The following is a 14,600-nucleotide window of genomic DNA, read 5'->3' as shown; positions in this document are numbered from 1 at the left end:
GATCCCAACTTCCGCTGGGATGACGAAAATGGGTTAGCCAGCTGGCCGCAGCAGCCACAGCTTGGCCTTGCCCACAACACGCTCGGCGTCGAGCTCGAAGCCCTTGATGTCGAGCGTTTCGGCGCGGCCGGTCTCGACGCTGATCCAGCCTCCGGGGGCGACCCAGCCGAGGCGCCCGAGCTTGTCGAGTGCGACGGCTCCGGCGCCCGTGCCATAGGGCGGGTCCATGAACAGCACGTCGAGCGGGGCGGGCGCAGGGCCGAGTGCGAGGACATCGGTCTGGCGAATGTCGGGCCGTTCGATGCCGAGCTTTGCCGCATTGGCACGGATTGCGTCCAGCGCCTTGCGATCGCGCTCGACGAACAGGCAGGATTCCGCCCCGCGCGAGAGCGCTTCCAGCCCGAGCGCGCCGGAGCCGGCGAAGAAATCGCCGACACGCAAACCCTCGAACGAGCCGAGGCGGCTGGTGAGCATCGAGAACAGCGTTTCGCGCGTGCGGTCTCCGGTGGGCCGTGTCGCGTCGCCTGCGGGGGCCGTTAATGGCCGGCCGCGCCATGTGCCGGCGATGATCCTCATTTCAGCGTCTTGCGGAACTTGATGAGATCGACCTGACGAACTTCCGCTACTTCGCCCGGCTGGGAATCGCCGAGCTTGAAGGGGCCGTAGCGCGTGCGGATGAGGCGGCTGACCTTGAGGCCGAGAAATTCGAGGACGCGGCGAACCTCGCGATTCTTGCCCTCGGTGATGGTCATCTCGACCCACTGGTTGCGGCCGGTGCGGCGCTCCAGATTGGCATCGATGCGGCCGTAGCGCATGCCGTCGATCTCGACGCCTTCGATCAGTTCCTCGAGCTGCGCCTGACTGACCTCGCCGAACGCACGGGCGCGATAGGTGCGCTCGACGCCGGTGGAGGGCAGCTCCAGCTGGCGCTTGAGCTCGCCGTCCGTGGTGAGGAGCAGCAAGCCCTCGGTATTCAGATCGAGCCGGCCGACGGGCATGACGCGCGGCAGATCCGTGGGCAGCTTGTCATAGATGGTCGGGCGGCCGGCTGGGTCTTTCGTCGTCGTCAGCAGGCCGGACGGCTTGTGATAGAGGAAGAGGCGGGCTGCGGCCGGTTCCTTGACCGGATTGCCATCGACCGTGATGCCGCGCAGCGACTTCAGCAAAGTGGCGGGCGTCGTGACGGGCTCGCCGTTCAGCGCGATGCGGCCGTCGGCGATCATCCGCTCGATATCGCGGCGGCTGGCGACGCCGGCGCGGGCGAGCAGCTTGGCGATGCGATCGCCTTCGCGCGGCGTGTCGTCGGCGGCGCGAGGGCCGGTCGGGAAGCGCGGCTTGTCCGGCTTGCCGATGCGCGGCCGGGGCCGGGCGCGTCGTCCGGCGGGCGCTGGGGCTTCGCCTGATCGGGTCGGCCGGCGGGGGCCTCTGGGTCCATTGGCGCTGGGCAAGTCGTTCCGTCCGTTTTTTGCTCTGGTTGTGTCGCGCATGCACTGGCGAATCGCCGATTGGGTCCGTAGCCGGAACAGTGCGTCATCGATCCTGTGCGATCGCCGGCTAGTGGCGCAAGTGGGGTTTGGCGGCAATGTTTTTCTCGAAGAGGACGCAACTGATCCGGCGCATCCTGATCGTCGAGGATGAGCCATTGCTGGCGTTCGACAACGAGCATGCGCTCAAGCAGGCGGGCTATGACGTGGTCGCGACGGTGGATCGCTTCCGCGATGCCGGCGCGATCATCCTGGGGCAGGGCAGTGTGGACCTGGTCATCACCGACATTCGCCTAACAGGCGTGCGCTCCGGCGTGGAGCTGGCCCGGCATGCCCGCGAGCTGGGCATTGCCGTGCTGTTCGCGACCGCCGATTGCCCCGCCGAGGCGCGCGAGAAGGGGATCGCCATCGGCTGCCTCGCCAAGCCCTATCAGCCGCGCGATCTGGTGCGCGCGCTTGCCGTGTGCGAGCGGCTGATTGGCGGGCAGCCGGCGCGGCGCCTGCCGCCGGGGTTGACGCTTTTTCCGCGCGACTGAGGCTTGTTCGCGCCCGGCGGTTCGGGCAGTCATCGCGGGATGCGGGACGAGCGTATCTATGTGATCGAGACGATCAGGGCCTTTCTGAACGGGACCGGTGGCCCGTGGGACTGGCGCGCATTCATCACATCGTCCCTGCGCGATGCCGAACTGGACCGGATCCGGCGCTGTGCCGGGGCCGTCAGGCTGCCTCTGGACGGCGAGGGTGTGACCATCCTCCAGGACCTGATCGTGCAGGCGGAACTGCTGGGTGGTGATGGCTCTTCGCGGGTGAAGCCGTGGCGCATCGAGGCAGGCGCGCTCGCGGGGCTGCTGGTCGGCGGGTTCTTCTACTGGTGGAGCTATCTTCCGGGCGCGGGGTTCTTCCATAACGTGCATCTGCTCGTCGTGCCGCCGGCGCTGGGCGCGTGGGCGGTTACGCTCCGCAACAGCCGGATGAAAGTCGGCGCTTATGATCCGCGGATCGTGGCGCAGAACCGGAAGGGGCGCGTCTAGGGCGCAACAAAAGCGGTTCCATTCTCCGTATGCGCCTCTAGTCTCGCGCGACGAGGGATAAGTCGGGGAGCCGGTATTGGAGCAGACACTTATTTTCGCCCTGATCGTGGGCGTGGTCATCGGCATCGGCTTCATCGTGCCGAGCTTCCGGCCGTATCTGAAGCCCATGCCGTTCGTGGCCTTCCTCCTCGGCATTTCGAGCGGCTTTCCGCTGACTCTACTGCTTGCGACGATGACTTTCTGGCTCTCGAAGGTCGGCATCGAGAAGTCGACCATCGGCTTCGCGATCGGCCTTACGACGCCTTACACGCTCAAATTCCTGTGGGCGCCGCTGGTGGATAAGCTGCCGCTGCCGATCCTGACGAAGCTGTTCGGTCAGCGCCGGGCATGGCTGTTCCTCATTCAGGCGTTTCTGTTCGTAGCGATCTGGCAGCTCGGGTCGAGCGATCCCGCCAGCGATCTTGGCCGGTTCGCGCTCTGGGCGATCGTCGTTGCCTTCCTCTCGGCCACGCAGGATATCGTGATCGACGCCTATCGCATCGAAATACTGAGCGAAGCGGAGCTGCCGCACGGCACGGCGATGAACCAGTTCGGCTATCGCACCGGCAATCTGCTGGCGGGCGCGGGCACGATCTTCCTCGCCTCGACCGAAGGCGCAGGGCTGGGCTGGGCAACGGCCTATGGCATCACGGCCTTCTGTGTGCTGCCCGGCGCGATCGGCGCGTTGTTTGCGGGGCAGGGCCGCTATGTGCCGCACAAGGCGCTGCAACAGGGCGCCTCGATCGGTGCGTGGCTTGGCGATACGATTGTCAATCCGTTCCGCGAGTTCCTGACGCGGCACGGTGCCTTCCTGATCCTCGGCTTCGTGCTGATCTACAAGATCGGCGATGCGATGGGTCAGACGATGCTGGCGCCGATGATCGTGGAGCTGGGTTTTTCCGACACCGAATATGTCGCGGTGAACAAGTTTGTGGGCTTTGCCGCGCTGATCGCCGGGTCGGCGCTCGGCGCGCCGTTCATTGCCTGGCTCGGCATGGGGCGGGCGTTGTTCGTCTCGGGCCTGATGATGATGCTCTCGAACTTCCTGTTCTCGATGCTGGCGCTGGCGGGCCATTCGACGCCGATGCTGGCGCTGGCGGTCGGCACGGAGAATTTCACCAGCGGCATCGGTCTGACCGTGTTCGTGACCTATCTCTCCGGGCTGTCGAGCCTCGCCTATACGGCGACGCAGTTTGCGCTGCTTTCGTCCTTCGCGGCGGTCGGGCGGACATGGCTCTCGGCGCCGTCCGGCTATCTGGCCGAGGGGCTGGGCTGGGTGGCCTTCTGGGCGTTCACGGTGGTGGTCGCGATTCCCGGCATGGTGCTGCTCTGGATCATGTGGCGGAAGGGGTTTGTCGTGGAGACGGTGCGACAGCCGAGCACGACGGATGACTGATAGCCCTCTCCCCTCGGGGAGAGGGTTGGGAGAGGGGGGATCAAGCTTGCGTCTCGACGCAGTGTTGAAGGAGCGCGCTCGTGCGATGCGGGCAAATCCGACGCCGGCTGAGCAGTGCATGTGGCTTGCGCTTCGTGCCAACCGGTTCGCAGGGATGCAGTTTACGCGGCAGAGCGTCATTGCGCCTTACATCGTCGACTTTGTGTCAAAGTCGCTGAAGCTCGTCATCGAGATCGATGGCGACACGCATGGCGATCGGGAGGTCTATGATGCCGCTCGGACGGATTTTCTGGGATCGCTTGGCTATCGCTTGCTTCGGTTTTCGAACGCAGAGGTGATGGGGAATATTGAGGGGGTCTTGTTGGTGATTGGGGAGGCGTTGGCGCTTCCCCCTCTCCCCAACCCTCCCCCCGAGGGGGGAGGGAGTAGGGTGGTCTAGACTGGAGGCTGGTCGTTTGCGGTGAGGACCTGTCCTGCCAAGTAGAGCGTGCCGGCGATCAGGACCGTGCGATCCGGTACTTCCGTCTCTGCCGCGAGGTCGGCAAGGGCATCGCGGATCGTGTCGAAGGCTTTGTGCGGCAGGCCCCATTCCTCGGCGAGGGTCGCGAAGACCTCGGGGCCGTGATGCTCGTGGCCGGGGACGGGGAGCGAGCGGATTGAGCGGATCAGGGGGCGGAGCGGCTCCAGGAAGCCGCGCACATCCTTGTTGGCGAGCATGCCGGTGACGAGATCGATGCCGTCTTCCGCGAGGCCGCCATCGGCCAGGGCCTTGGCGAGCGCTTGCCCGGCGTCGGGATTATGGCCGCCGTCGAGCATCAGCACGCGCTGGGGAAGCATGTCGTTGAGCGGGCCGCCCTCGAGGCGCTGCATGCGGGCGGGCCATTGTGCCCAGAGCGGCGCAGCGCGCAGGGCGGCATCGCTGACGGGAAGTACTTCCTGTGACCGCAGCATGGCGATGGCCAAGCCGAGATTGCCGATCTGATGCGCACCGGCGAGGCGGGGCAAAGGCAGCTCCAGCTTGCCATGGGCATCGCGATAATGGAGCGTGCCCTGATATTCGACGATGTCCCAGCTCTCGCCGCGCGGCTGGAACGGCGCTTTCGCCTTGCCCGCGACGCGCGCGATCGTGGCCATCATCGGACCGGGATAGCGCTGGGTGACGAGGGCGGCGCCCGGCTTGGCGATGCCGGCCTTCTCGAAGGCGATGCGGTTCAGCGGCTCGGTCGGGACATTGTCCTCGGGCGCGAGCAGGAAGCCTTCATGATCGATGGCGAGCGAGGCGATGCCGCAGGCGGCCGGGCTGGTCAGCACATTGGTCGCGTCGAGCCGCCCGCCGAGCCCTACCTCGATCACGCAGGCATCGGCCGGGACGGTCGAGAACAGCATGAAGGCGGCGGCGGTCGTGATCTCGAAGAAGCTGGCGTTGAGATCGCCGCCGATATCCAGCACTTCTTCCAGCGCGCGGGCCAGCATGTCGTCGCTGATCAGGGTTCCCGCGATGCGGATCCGCTCGTTGAAGCGCACCAGATGCGGCGAAGTGAAGACATGGACGGTGCGGCCATCCGCTTCCAGCGCCGCGCGCAGATAGGCGCAGGTCGATCCCTTGCCGTTGGTGCCGGCGACGTGGAAGACCGGCGGCAGGGAGAGATGCGGATTGCCGAGGCGCACCATCAGCTCGGAAATGCGCTCCAGCCCGAGCACGTCGCGGCCGGGCGAGAGCGCCATCAGCCGGTCGAGCTGGGCCTGCACGGCGGGATGATCGGAAACGGCGTGGTCGGCCATGTCAGGGCGCGCGGTGGATCAGGCGGCCTTGGCGCCGGAGAGATAACCGATGGTCTTGGCGAGCATCGGCTTCAGCTCCTTGCGATGCACGACCATGTCGATCATGCCATGCTCCAGCAGATATTCGGCGCGCTGGAAGCCTTCGGGCAGCTTCTCGCGGATCGTGTTCTCGATGACGCGGGCGCCGGCGAAGGCGATCAGCGCATTGGGCTCGGCGATCTGGATGTCGCCCAGCATCGCATAGCTCGCCGTGACGCCGCCGGTCGTGGGATCGGTCAGAACGACGATATAGGGCTGGCCGGCCGCGCGCAGCTGCTGGATGGCAACGGTCGCGCGGGGCATCTGCATGAGCGAGAGGATACCCTCCTGCATGCGCGCGCCGCCCGCGGCGGTGAACACGATATAGGGGCAGCGCCGCTTGATCGCTTCCTTGACGCCCGCGACGAAGGCCGCGCCGACCGCCGTGCCCATCGAGCCGCCCATGAAGGCGAAATCCTGTACGCCGACGACGGCCTGCTGGCCCTCGATCTTGCCGATGCCATTGAGCAGCGCATCCTGCTCGGTGGTGGCGGCGCGGGCCGCTTTCAGGCGATCCGTATAGCGCTTGGAGTCCCGGAATTTCAGCGGATCTTCCTTGACGACGGGCGTCGGTAGGAGCTTCAGCGTGCCTTCGTCGAAGATGTGCGAGAAGCGCGCCTTCGGGCCGATGCGGCCATGATGCTCGCAGCGCGGGCAGACGCTCAGATTCTCGTCCCATTCCTTCTGGAAGATCATCTGCCCGCAGCTCGGGCATTTCTGCCAGAGATTGTCGGGCGTGTCGGCCTTCTTGGCGATGAAGGGGATCGCGTTGCGGACGCGGTTCAGCCAGCTCATGCGGCTTTCTCCTTTGCGTTCAGGGCGGCGCGCAGGGACGCGACATAGTCGCGCACCGGGCCTGCGGCCTGCGTGCCGTGCTTGCCGACCAGCTCGACGATGGCCGAGCCGACGACGACGCCATGCGCGACGCTGCCGATGGCGGCGGCCTGCTCGGGCGTGCGCACGCCGAAGCCGACGACGACCGGCAGATCGGTCGCGGCCTTCAGCTTGGCGACGGCGGCGTCGATGCTGTCCTGCGCCGCCTGCTGCAGACCCGTGATGCCGGCGACGGACACATAATAGAGGAAGCCGGAAGCGCCTTCGAGCACGGCGGGTAGCCGGGCAGCGTCCGTGGTCGGCGTGGCGAGGCGGATGAGGCTCACCTCGGCCTTGCGCAGCGCCGGGCCGAGCTGGTCATCCTCCTCGGGCGGGATATCGACGCAGATGACGCCATCGACTCCGGCGCTCTTGCACTCTTCCGCAAACCAGTCCGCACCGCGGATGGTCATGGGATTGGCATAGCCCATGAGGACCAGCGGCACGTGCGGATGGCGCTTACGGAAGGCAGAAGCGATGCCGAAAATGCCGGCCGTGCTGATCCCCGCGTCGAGCGCGCGCAGGTTCGCGGCCTGGATGGCGGGGCCATCGGCTATCGGATCGGTGAACGGCATGCCAAGCTCGATCACGTCGGCGCCGCCCTCGACGAGGGCGTCTAGGACCGCATCGGTGTCCGCGGGCGAGGGGTCACCGCCGGTGACGAAGGTGACGAGCGCGGCGCGGCCTTCCTCGGCGGCGCGGGCGAAAGCGGAGGGGAGGCGGTTAAGAGTCACCAAAGTCGCCTCCCACTTTGTCCGTCAAGGCGCGAACCAATCCAAAGACGAAGAAAACGAAAATGGAGCCAAGCAGAACGGTGCTCCAATTGGTCTCTTCGTGGCGTATGAGGTTGTTGATTGGCACCACCGCCGCAAAGCATACGGCGCTACCAGCGCCGAATTTCGCGCCGCGAATGGGATTAAGCGTCATATCGTCGCTCCCATCGCCGAAGCCACGGTGTAGATGTCCTTGTCGCCGCGGCCGGAGACATTGACGACGATGATCTGATCCTCGCGCAGTTGCTGTGCCTTGGTCTCCAGAGCGGCGAGCGCGTGCGCGCTTTCCAGCGCGGGGATGATACCTTCCTGGAGCGAGCAGAGCTGGAAGGCATCGAGCGCTTCGCGGTCCGTCACCGGCAGATACTCGACGCGGCCGCTCTCGTGCAGCCAGCTATGCTCCGGGCCGATGCCGGGATAATCGAGGCCCGCCGAGATCGAGTGCGCCTCGGTGATCTGGCCGTCCTCGTCCTGCAGCAAATAGGTCTTGTTGCCGTGGAGGATGCCGGGCTTGCCGCCGGTGAGGCTGGCGGCGTGCTTGTCCGTATCGATGCCGTGGCCGGCCGCCTCGGTGCCGATCATGGCGACATCGGTATCGTCGAGGAAGGGATGGAACAGGCCGATGGCGTTGGAGCCGCCGCCGACCGCCGCGATCAGCAGATCGGGCAGGCGGCCTTCCGCTTTCAGGATCTGCTCGCGGGTTTCCGTGCCGATGACGCTCTGGAAATCGCGGACCAGCTCCGGATAGGGATGCGGGCCGGCAGCGGTGCCGATGATGTAGAAGGTGTCGTGAACGGTCGCGACCCAGTCGCGCAGGGCCTCGTTCATTGCGTCCTTGAGGCTTTGCGAGCCGCTGGTGACGGGGCGGACTTCCGCGCCGAGCAGTTTCATGCGGAACACGTTCGGCTGCTGCCGCTCGATATCCTTGGCGCCCATGAAGATGGTGCAGGGCAGACCGAAGCGCGCGCAGACCGTCGCGGTGGCGACGCCATGCTGGCCGGCGCCGGTCTCGGCGATGATCCGCGTCTTGCCCATGCGGATGGCGAGCAGGATCTGGCCGATGCAATTGTTGATCTTGTGCGCGCCGGTGTGATTGAGCTCTTCGCGCTTGAAGTAGATCTTCGCGCCCATGCCGGCGGGGGCTTTTGCGCGATAATAGGCCGTCAGCCGCTCGGCATAATAAAGCGGGGAGGGGCGGCCGACATAATGGGTCATGAGCCCGTCGAACTCGGCCTTGAATGCCGGGTCCTGCTTCGCCGCGCGATATTCCCGCTCGAGATCGAGGATCAGCGGCATGAGCGTCTCGGCGACGTAGCGTCCGCCGAACTGGCCGAAATGGCCGCGCTCGTCGGGCAGGGAACGCAAGCTGTTGGGTAAAATGGTCGCAGCAGTCATGATCGTGTCTTTCCGGGATGTATGGGTCCGTTCGCCTGGAGCCAAGCTCCTGAAGCGATCAGCGCCATCGTCCTTCGATGCGCTCGACATGGCCGTTCATGGTCAACATTGCGAAACCGCTTTGCAGAAGGCCGCGATCTTGTCCACATCCTTGACGCCCGGCGCGCTTTCGACACCGGAGGAAACGTCGACCAGCGGGGCGCCGGTGATGCGGATCGCCTCGGCGACATTTTCAGGATCGAGACCGCCGGACAGGCCCCATGGCCCGGAAGCGCGATGGCCGGCGAGCAGGCTCCAGTCGAACCGCATGCCCATGCCGCCCGGCAGCGCGGCGCCGTCCGGTGTCTTGGCATCGTAGAGCAGCAGGTCGGCCGCGCCGGCATAAGCGCCGCCGGCCGCTAGATCGGCGGCGGTCTTGACCGAAATCGCTTTCCAGACTTCCAGACCTGTGCGTTGGCGGATCGCCGCGACCCGGCCCGGCGCTTCCTGGCCGTGGAGCTGGACGACCTGCAGGCCACCGGCCACGATGAGCGCGTCGAGGAGGTTGTCGTCGGGATCGACCAGAACGCCGACCCGCTTCACATGCGCCGGTATGCGCGGCGCGATGATCCCGACCCGATCGGGGCTGAGATAACGAGGGCTCTTCGGGAAATAGTTGAGGCCCACATGGCTCGCGCCCGCGCGCACGGCCGCGTCGATCGTCTCGATCGTGGTCAGTCCGCAAATCTTGATGGCGACTCGGGTCATGCTCTGCCTGTGATCGTTGACTTTGCCGGCCTTCGGCTTCGGGGATCCGTTAGGAGAGGACGGCAAGGAGCGCAACGGATCTGACGGCGCAGGTCCGGCGAGGGACAGACTGTCAGGCGATGAGCGCCGGTCCCAGCAAGGTCAGCAGCTTGACGTCCACGGCATAGCCCTCATCCCGCCGCGCCGCGATCCAGTCGGCGAGGCCATCGAGCGGCACGCGGTGGACGCGGATGTCCTCGCCAGGCACGCCGCCGCCGTCCGCGACTTTCACGAGGTTGAGGGCGCGAAACAGGGTGAAGCTTTCCGAGACCATGCCCGGCGAGCTCCAATAGTGGCCGAGATTGACCATCTGCCCGGCATGATAGCCGGTCTCTTCCTCCAGTTCGCGCGCGGCGGCGAGGGCGGGGTCTTCGCCGGCCGTGTCGTCGCCCACAAGACCGGCCGGCAGCTCGATGCAGCGGCGCTCCAGCGGCACGCGGTACTGATCGACCAGAATGACATGGCGCCCGTCCGGCGCTTCCTCGATGGCGAGGATGACTGCCGCGCTGATGCCGCGTGCACGGCCCACATATTCCCAGCGGCCGCGCCGTTTGGCGGTGATGAAGCGGCCTTCCCACATCACTTCCTCGGGGAAGCGGAGTTCGTCTTCCGGGCTTGCGTCGCTCACAATTCGATCAATCGGTCGGGCAGCTCATTCGGATTGGTGCTGCTGCGCGGGCAATGCTCGGCAAGGACGATGCCGGCCTTTTCGATGGCCAGCGCCATGCCTTGCGCGATGCGGCCTTCGCGCACTTCGCCGATCAGGGCGGCCATCGCTTCGCCCCAGACTTCCGGCGGCACTTTCGAGGCGATCGCTTCGTCCGCGACGATCTCGGCGCGATGCTCGTCGAGCGAGAGATAGAGCAGCATGCCGGTGAGACGGGCTGTGCGGGACTCGGCGGCGGTGCGGAAGAGCTGAAGTGCCTTGCGGCGCACGCGGCGCGACTTGGTCGATCCCGGTGTGAACCACATCCGCAACGCCGTTATGGCCAGCAGATACCGCACCGCCAGAAACTTGAGCAACATGTTGCCCAGCAGGAAGAGGAGCAGGGTCTGCACCGGCAACTCGTGGCTCCACCCGCCCGTCAGCCAGATGATCGCTTCCTGATAATAGTCGGGGAAGGCGGCCGCGATGCCGAGGACGAGGAAAGCGCTCAGGATCGCCCAGTGCAGGCCGACGTCATGATAGGCATCGGATCGGCGCGCGACGATCGTGACGATTTCGGCATCGGTATGCTCCTCCGCCCTCGCCACGGCCTGCGTAACGATCAGGTGATCTTCCTCGGACATCGAGAAACGCTGCGCCATCTACCAGCCTCCGCTCGCGCCGCCACCACCAGAGCCGCCGCCGCCGAAACCGCCAAAGCCGCCGCCTCCACCGCCGCCGCCCCAGTCGCCTCCGCCCCAGCCGCCGCCACCGCGACGACCGTCGCGCAGCGCTTCGCTCAGTATCTCGCTGGCGGCCCAGATGACGATCGGGCCGACGCCGCCGTCACCATCCCGGAAGCGGCGACCGCCGCGCATCGCCGCGCGGCCGGCCGAAAGGAAGATGAACAGGAGGATCGCAACGACAATGACGATCCCTTTGATGGCATCGCCTGGTTTCGTGGCATTGCCCTGTCGGCTCGCCGCATCGGCCGCCTCGGCCACTGCCTTGGCGTCCTGCGGCGTGCGGCTCAGTTGATCGAGCAGGGCATTGGCGCCCGCCTCGATGCCGCCGGCCATGTCGCCGGCCTTGAAGCGTGGCGTGATCTCGTTGCGGATGATCCGGCCGGAGAGGCCGTCCGTCACATAGCCGTGCAGGCCATAGCCGACCTCGATCCGGACCTTTCGTTCATTTGGCGCGACGAGAAGGAGCAGGCCCTGATCGCTCTCCTTGCCGCCGATGCCCCAGGCCTCGAACAGCTTGACCGCGTAGATCTCGATCGTCTCGTCCTGCAGCGTCGGCACGGTGACGACGACGAAGGATTTGCCGGTCTGGGTGGTGAGGGTGCGCAGCCGGGCGTCGAGCGCGGCCTCGCGATCAGGCGGCAACAGATCCGCCTGATCGAGGATCGGCCCATTGGGAGGCGGTGGATACTCGACAGCCAGAGCCGGTGCGCCGACGAACACCAGCAATGCCAGCAACCAGGAAAGAAGGCGCACGGGTCGAGCTCCAACCGTCTCCGGTCAGTTCGTTCCGGTCGCCGGCGTCGGTGCCGCTGCCGGCGCATTGTCATTGGCGCTCGGCTGGGCGGCAGGCGCGGCCGGCGCGCCGAAATCGACCTTGGGCGCCGTTGCGGCGCCAGATTCGGCCTTGAAAGGCACCATCGGCTTGGCGCCGTGGACGAGCTTGGCGCCGATCATGTCCGGGAAGGTGCGGATCGTCGTGTTATAGGCCTGCACCGCCTCATTGTAGCGCATGCGTGCCACGTTGATCTGGTTTTCGGTGCCTTCGAGCTGGTCCATCAGCGTCGTGAAATTGGCCTGGCTCTTGAGGTCGGGATAATTCTCGACGACCGTGCGGAGCTGGCCCAGCGCCTGGGTCAGCTGGTTCTGCGCGGCCTGGTATTTCTCGAACGTTGCGGGGTCCGACAGGTCGTCGGTCGTGATGTTGATCGAGGTTGCGGCGGCGCGCGCATTGGTGACGGCGGTCAGGATCTGGCTCTCGGACGCGGCGGCGGCCTTCACCGTCGCGACCAGATTGGGCACGAGATCGGCGCGGCGCTGATAATTGCTCTCGACATCCGCCCACTTCGCCTTGGCATTCTCCTCGGCGGTCGGGACGCTGTTGATGCCGCATGCGGCGAGGGCGAGCGGCAGGATCAGGACGAAGAAGGCGCGGAACAGATTGGTGGGCGAGTGGCGGCGGGCCATTGCGGTTCATCCTCTGGTGATGCGGCGGTGTATCGCCGAAGTAACACGCTAAATAGGCGGTTGCCTGTGCCCCTGCAAGGGGATTAGCTCCGCGCACGATGCGAGCGGCATGGGGACCGGCTCGCCATGAGGGAGATCGGGCCATGTTTTCGGAGTTCAAGGCTTTCATCGCACGAGGGAATGTTCTGGACCTCGCGGTCGGTGTCATCATCGGTGCTGCGTTCGGTGCTATCGTGAAGTCGCTGACGGACGACGTGATCATGCCGTTCATCGGCGCGATCTTCGGCGGGCTGGACTTCTCCAACCATTTCCTGCCGCTGGGCGCGGTTCCCGAGGGCACGGCGCCGACGCTGGCGGCGATGAAGGCGGCGAACGTGCCGGTCTTCGCTTATGGCAGCTTCCTCACCGCGGTGATCAATTTCATCATCCTTGCCTTCATCATCTTCCTGATCGTGCGCGAGGCCAATCGTTTCCTCGCCAAAAAGCCCCAAGAAGCGACGCCGGAAGGCCCGACCGAGGTCGAACTCCTGACCGAAATTCGCGACGCGCTGAAGAAATAGGTCGGTCCGTCCGACCTGTGCGACAACTCGGCTCGTCGTGAATTCGGGAACCTTCGGAACCGCGCTGCTTTTGTTTTCAGTCTCGTGACACGGTTCGGGACATAACAGGAGACAAAAGCGTGAAAACCACAATGATCGCCGCCGCGCTGGCCTCGGCCCTGGCGCTCGCCGCCTGCGATTCCCAGCAAGCTCAGAATGTCGAGAATGCCGCTGACAATCAGGCCGATGCTATCGACAATCAGGCTGATGCCCTTGAGCAGGCCGCCGACAACATGACCGGGGCGGCCGCCGCAAACGCCGAGAACCAGGTCGATGTTCTGGAAGATCGCGCCGATGCGGTGCGCAATGCGGGCGACGAGAAGGCCGACGCGATCGACGCGAACAAGTAAGCGCGTCGTTACAGTTCATCTGGCTCCCAGCCGGTGAGACAGGGGCGTTCCGTCATGGGGCGCCCTTGTTCATTTGCGGGCCTTTTATTCGGTGACGGAATGCCTATATCGGTCTCGCCGGTTTCACCGGCTATGGCGATAAACTGCGGCGTATAATAGGCGCAGCGGACCCGGGGGCGGTACCCGGCGGCTCCACCAGAAACGGCTTCCAACCCATAGCGGGGGCCGATCCTGACGGGGCCGAACTAGGATCGACGTGTGCTGAAAAGCGTTGTTTTCGCCCGGGCTGAGTAACCCGTTCAAGGCTCAAAACCCATAAGTGCCAACGATAACGAAGCACTTGCTCTTGCAGCGTAATTGAGGGCCTCACGGCCTGACATTACCCTAACAGAACGCGGCTGGGCCAGCCGGGCAACAGAATGGATTCCAGCGGTACGGGGAGCACCGGGCAACAGAAGCTCCCCACTTCCATCACCATTGTCCAGCAAGGCTGCCAGAAGGGCGGGGCGCTGTACGCTGCTGCGTCTTCAACGAATCGGGAATTTCCGACGAATCAGTTTTGTTACATGAATATGACAAAAGCTATGCAGGCTCATGATTATGAGCATTAAAATGAATAATAACAATAAGATAAGTCTGAATGAAAATTTTTTTCAGATGATTGTCACTTCGTCATAAAACTGAAATACTCCTCTTCACGATGTTCGCAGTTTGGAGAGGGTTTTCGATGGTTATCAAAGTCTTAATCGCAGGAGGCGCCGCACTTGCGGTACTCGGATCGGCGGGCGCGCTGGCCCAGACCGGTGGCGCCACCGGCAGCTATGCGGCGAGCGCGATCAACAGTGGTCAGTTCACCCAGGCCGAGCGCATCCTGAAGCCCGAGAGCCAGGAAGACGCCAACGATCCGGCCCGCCTCATCAACATCGCCACCGTCTATTCGCGCACGCAGCGTTATGCCGAAGCGCGCGCCGCGCTCCGGCGCGTGCAGGCGCTGCCCGCCGAGCATCTCGAACTGGCCGATGGCGCGAGCTATTCGAGCCACGTTCTCGCCAAGGCCATGTTGGGCCGGCTCGACGGCCGCTGAGCAATAGCCGCGTGGGCGCGCGCAAGCTGGGGGACAGGCCCTCGGCTTGCAGGGGGCGGCCCGGCGATTGAACA

Annotated in this window: 19 protein-coding genes and 1 other RNA gene; 8 read left to right on the top strand and 12 right to left on the bottom strand. The window is 65.3% G+C overall.

The genetic code is table 11. From position 1 onward, the window contains the following. Window positions 1-33 precede the first annotated feature (33 nt). The gene (gene rsmD, locus KM135_RS03880) at window positions 34-576 is read right to left on the bottom strand and encodes a 16S rRNA (guanine(966)-N(2))-methyltransferase RsmD (RefSeq protein ID WP_221712666.1); all 543 of its coding nucleotides are present in this window, start codon (window positions 574-576) and stop codon (window positions 34-36) included. Next, window positions 573-1,487, bottom strand: coding sequence for a pseudouridine synthase (locus tag KM135_RS03875; RefSeq protein WP_221712665.1), 915 nt, complete (start codon window positions 1,485-1,487; stop codon window positions 573-575). Before KM135_RS03875 ends, rsmD begins: the two co-directional genes overlap by 4 nt. A gap of 95 nt (window positions 1,488-1,582) precedes the next feature. On the opposite strand from KM135_RS03875, the gene KM135_RS03870 reads away from it, so the two are divergent. The 4 genes from KM135_RS03870 (at window position 1,583) to KM135_RS03855 (ending at window position 4,389) form a co-directional block, all read left to right on the top strand. Next, window positions 1,583-2,020 (top strand): response regulator, encoded by a 438-nt coding sequence (locus KM135_RS03870; protein WP_221712664.1) that lies wholly within the window; start codon window positions 1,583-1,585, stop codon window positions 2,018-2,020. Between the two features lie 39 nt (window positions 2,021-2,059). Continuing rightward, on the top strand, window positions 2,060-2,515 hold the full coding sequence (locus KM135_RS03865) for a hypothetical protein (protein WP_221712663.1): 456 nt from the start codon (window positions 2,060-2,062) through the stop codon (window positions 2,513-2,515). A gap of 76 nt (window positions 2,516-2,591) precedes the next feature. Continuing rightward, a complete protein-coding gene (locus tag KM135_RS03860) occupies window positions 2,592-3,950 on the top strand; it encodes an AmpG family muropeptide MFS transporter (RefSeq protein ID WP_221712662.1) in 1,359 nt (452 codons plus the stop codon). 46 nt (window positions 3,951-3,996) lie between these two features. After that, window positions 3,997-4,389, top strand: coding sequence for an endonuclease domain-containing protein (locus tag KM135_RS03855; protein WP_246605732.1), 393 nt, complete (start codon window positions 3,997-3,999; stop codon window positions 4,387-4,389). Here the strand turns inward: KM135_RS03855 and KM135_RS03850 are convergent. From KM135_RS03850 to KM135_RS03805, 10 genes are all read right to left on the bottom strand, one after another. Next, window positions 4,386-5,732, bottom strand: coding sequence for a bifunctional folylpolyglutamate synthase/dihydrofolate synthase (locus KM135_RS03850; protein ID WP_221712660.1), 1,347 nt, complete (start codon window positions 5,730-5,732; stop codon window positions 4,386-4,388). The genes KM135_RS03855 and KM135_RS03850 overlap by 4 nt on opposite strands. Before the next feature lie 18 nt (window positions 5,733-5,750). Continuing rightward, window positions 5,751-6,605 carry an acetyl-CoA carboxylase, carboxyltransferase subunit beta gene (accD, locus tag KM135_RS03845; RefSeq protein ID WP_221712659.1) on the bottom strand — a complete coding sequence of 285 codons (855 nt, stop codon included), beginning with the start codon at window positions 6,603-6,605 and terminating at the stop codon, window positions 5,751-5,753. Beyond that, window positions 6,602-7,417, bottom strand: coding sequence for a tryptophan synthase subunit alpha (gene trpA / locus KM135_RS03840; RefSeq protein WP_221712658.1), 816 nt, complete (start codon window positions 7,415-7,417; stop codon window positions 6,602-6,604). Before trpA ends, accD begins: the two co-directional genes overlap by 4 nt. Beyond that, window positions 7,407-7,610: a hypothetical protein gene (locus tag KM135_RS03835; protein ID WP_221712657.1), complete on the bottom strand. Its 204-nt coding sequence runs from the start codon at window positions 7,608-7,610 to the stop codon at window positions 7,407-7,409. Before KM135_RS03835 ends, trpA begins: the two co-directional genes overlap by 11 nt. Then, window positions 7,607-8,851: a tryptophan synthase subunit beta gene (gene trpB, locus KM135_RS03830; RefSeq protein ID WP_221712656.1), complete on the bottom strand. Its 1,245-nt coding sequence runs from the start codon at window positions 8,849-8,851 to the stop codon at window positions 7,607-7,609. The genes KM135_RS03835 and trpB overlap by 4 nt, the downstream gene beginning before the upstream one ends. A 102-nt stretch (window positions 8,852-8,953) precedes the next feature. Next, the gene (locus tag KM135_RS03825) at window positions 8,954-9,598 is read right to left on the bottom strand and encodes a phosphoribosylanthranilate isomerase (protein ID WP_221712655.1); all 645 of its coding nucleotides are present in this window, start codon (window positions 9,596-9,598) and stop codon (window positions 8,954-8,956) included. Window positions 9,599-9,710: 112 nt separating this feature from the next. Next, window positions 9,711-10,217, bottom strand: a complete 507-nt coding sequence (locus tag KM135_RS03820) for an NUDIX hydrolase (protein ID WP_221713041.1) — start codon at window positions 10,215-10,217, stop codon at window positions 9,711-9,713. Between the two features lie 44 nt (window positions 10,218-10,261). Then, on the bottom strand, window positions 10,262-10,945 hold the full coding sequence (locus KM135_RS03815) for a TPM domain-containing protein (RefSeq protein WP_221712654.1): 684 nt from the start codon (window positions 10,943-10,945) through the stop codon (window positions 10,262-10,264). Beyond that, window positions 10,946-11,782, bottom strand: coding sequence for a TPM domain-containing protein (locus KM135_RS03810; RefSeq protein WP_221712653.1), 837 nt, complete (start codon window positions 11,780-11,782; stop codon window positions 10,946-10,948). It abuts the gene before it with no gap. A gap of 24 nt (window positions 11,783-11,806) precedes the next feature. Then, complete coding sequence (locus tag KM135_RS03805; RefSeq protein WP_221712652.1) at window positions 11,807-12,493, bottom strand: LemA family protein; 687 nt, start codon at window positions 12,491-12,493, stop codon at window positions 11,807-11,809. A 143-nt stretch (window positions 12,494-12,636) separates the two neighbouring features. On the opposite strand from KM135_RS03805, the gene mscL reads away from it, so the two are divergent. The 4 genes from mscL to KM135_RS03785 all read left to right on the top strand — a co-directional run bounded on the left by mscL (window position 12,637) and on the right by KM135_RS03785 (window position 14,526). Next, complete coding sequence (mscL, locus tag KM135_RS03800; RefSeq protein WP_221712651.1) at window positions 12,637-13,053, top strand: large conductance mechanosensitive channel protein MscL; 417 nt, start codon at window positions 12,637-12,639, stop codon at window positions 13,051-13,053. Window positions 13,054-13,184: 131 nt separating this feature from the next. Continuing rightward, window positions 13,185-13,442 carry a hypothetical protein gene (locus KM135_RS03795; RefSeq protein ID WP_221712650.1) on the top strand — a complete coding sequence of 86 codons (258 nt, stop codon included), beginning with the start codon at window positions 13,185-13,187 and terminating at the stop codon, window positions 13,440-13,442. Between the two features lie 78 nt (window positions 13,443-13,520). Next, window positions 13,521-13,871, top strand: a transfer-messenger RNA (tmRNA) gene (gene ssrA, locus KM135_RS03790). Window positions 13,872-14,169: 298 nt separating this feature from the next. Further along, window positions 14,170-14,526 (top strand): tetratricopeptide repeat protein, encoded by a 357-nt coding sequence (locus KM135_RS03785; RefSeq protein ID WP_221712649.1) that lies wholly within the window; start codon window positions 14,170-14,172, stop codon window positions 14,524-14,526. Window positions 14,527-14,600 lie beyond the last annotated feature (74 nt).

It is taken from the genome of Sphingobium xanthum, assembly GCF_019737615.1.
Classification (GTDB): Bacteria; Pseudomonadota; Alphaproteobacteria; order Sphingomonadales; family Sphingomonadaceae; genus Sphingobium; species Sphingobium xanthum.
This window is presented reverse-complemented; position numbering and strand designations above follow the sequence as displayed.

Coding starts and splice junctions, on each gene's coding strand:
- KM135_RS03785 (WP_221712649.1), top strand. CDS start 14,170: ATGGTTATCAAAGTCTTAATCGCAGGAGGCGCCGCACTTGCGGTACTC.
- KM135_RS03835 (WP_221712657.1), bottom strand. CDS start 7,610: ATGACGCTTAATCCCATTCGCGGCGCGAAATTCGGCGCTGGTAGCGCC.
- KM135_RS03875 (WP_221712665.1), bottom strand. CDS start 1,487: ATGCGCGACACAACCAGAGCAAAAAACGGACGGAACGACTTGCCCAGC.
- KM135_RS03825 (WP_221712655.1), bottom strand. CDS start 9,598: ATGACCCGAGTCGCCATCAAGATTTGCGGACTGACCACGATCGAGACG.
- KM135_RS03850 (WP_221712660.1), bottom strand. CDS start 5,732: ATGGCCGACCACGCCGTTTCCGATCATCCCGCCGTGCAGGCCCAGCTC.
- KM135_RS03820 (WP_221713041.1), bottom strand. CDS start 10,217: ATGTGGGAAGGCCGCTTCATCACCGCCAAACGGCGCGGCCGCTGGGAA.
- KM135_RS03865 (WP_221712663.1), top strand. CDS start 2,060: ATGCGGGACGAGCGTATCTATGTGATCGAGACGATCAGGGCCTTTCTG.
- KM135_RS03870 (WP_221712664.1), top strand. CDS start 1,583: ATGTTTTTCTCGAAGAGGACGCAACTGATCCGGCGCATCCTGATCGTC.
- KM135_RS03795 (WP_221712650.1), top strand. CDS start 13,185: ATGATCGCCGCCGCGCTGGCCTCGGCCCTGGCGCTCGCCGCCTGCGAT.
- mscL (WP_221712651.1), top strand. CDS start 12,637: ATGTTTTCGGAGTTCAAGGCTTTCATCGCACGAGGGAATGTTCTGGAC.
- KM135_RS03815 (WP_221712654.1), bottom strand. CDS start 10,945: ATGGCGCAGCGTTTCTCGATGTCCGAGGAAGATCACCTGATCGTTACG.
- trpB (WP_221712656.1), bottom strand. CDS start 8,851: ATGACTGCTGCGACCATTTTACCCAACAGCTTGCGTTCCCTGCCCGAC.
- rsmD (WP_221712666.1), bottom strand. CDS start 576: ATGAGGATCATCGCCGGCACATGGCGCGGCCGGCCATTAACGGCCCCC.
- accD (WP_221712659.1), bottom strand. CDS start 6,605: ATGAGCTGGCTGAACCGCGTCCGCAACGCGATCCCCTTCATCGCCAAG.
- KM135_RS03805 (WP_221712652.1), bottom strand. CDS start 12,493: ATGGCCCGCCGCCACTCGCCCACCAATCTGTTCCGCGCCTTCTTCGTC.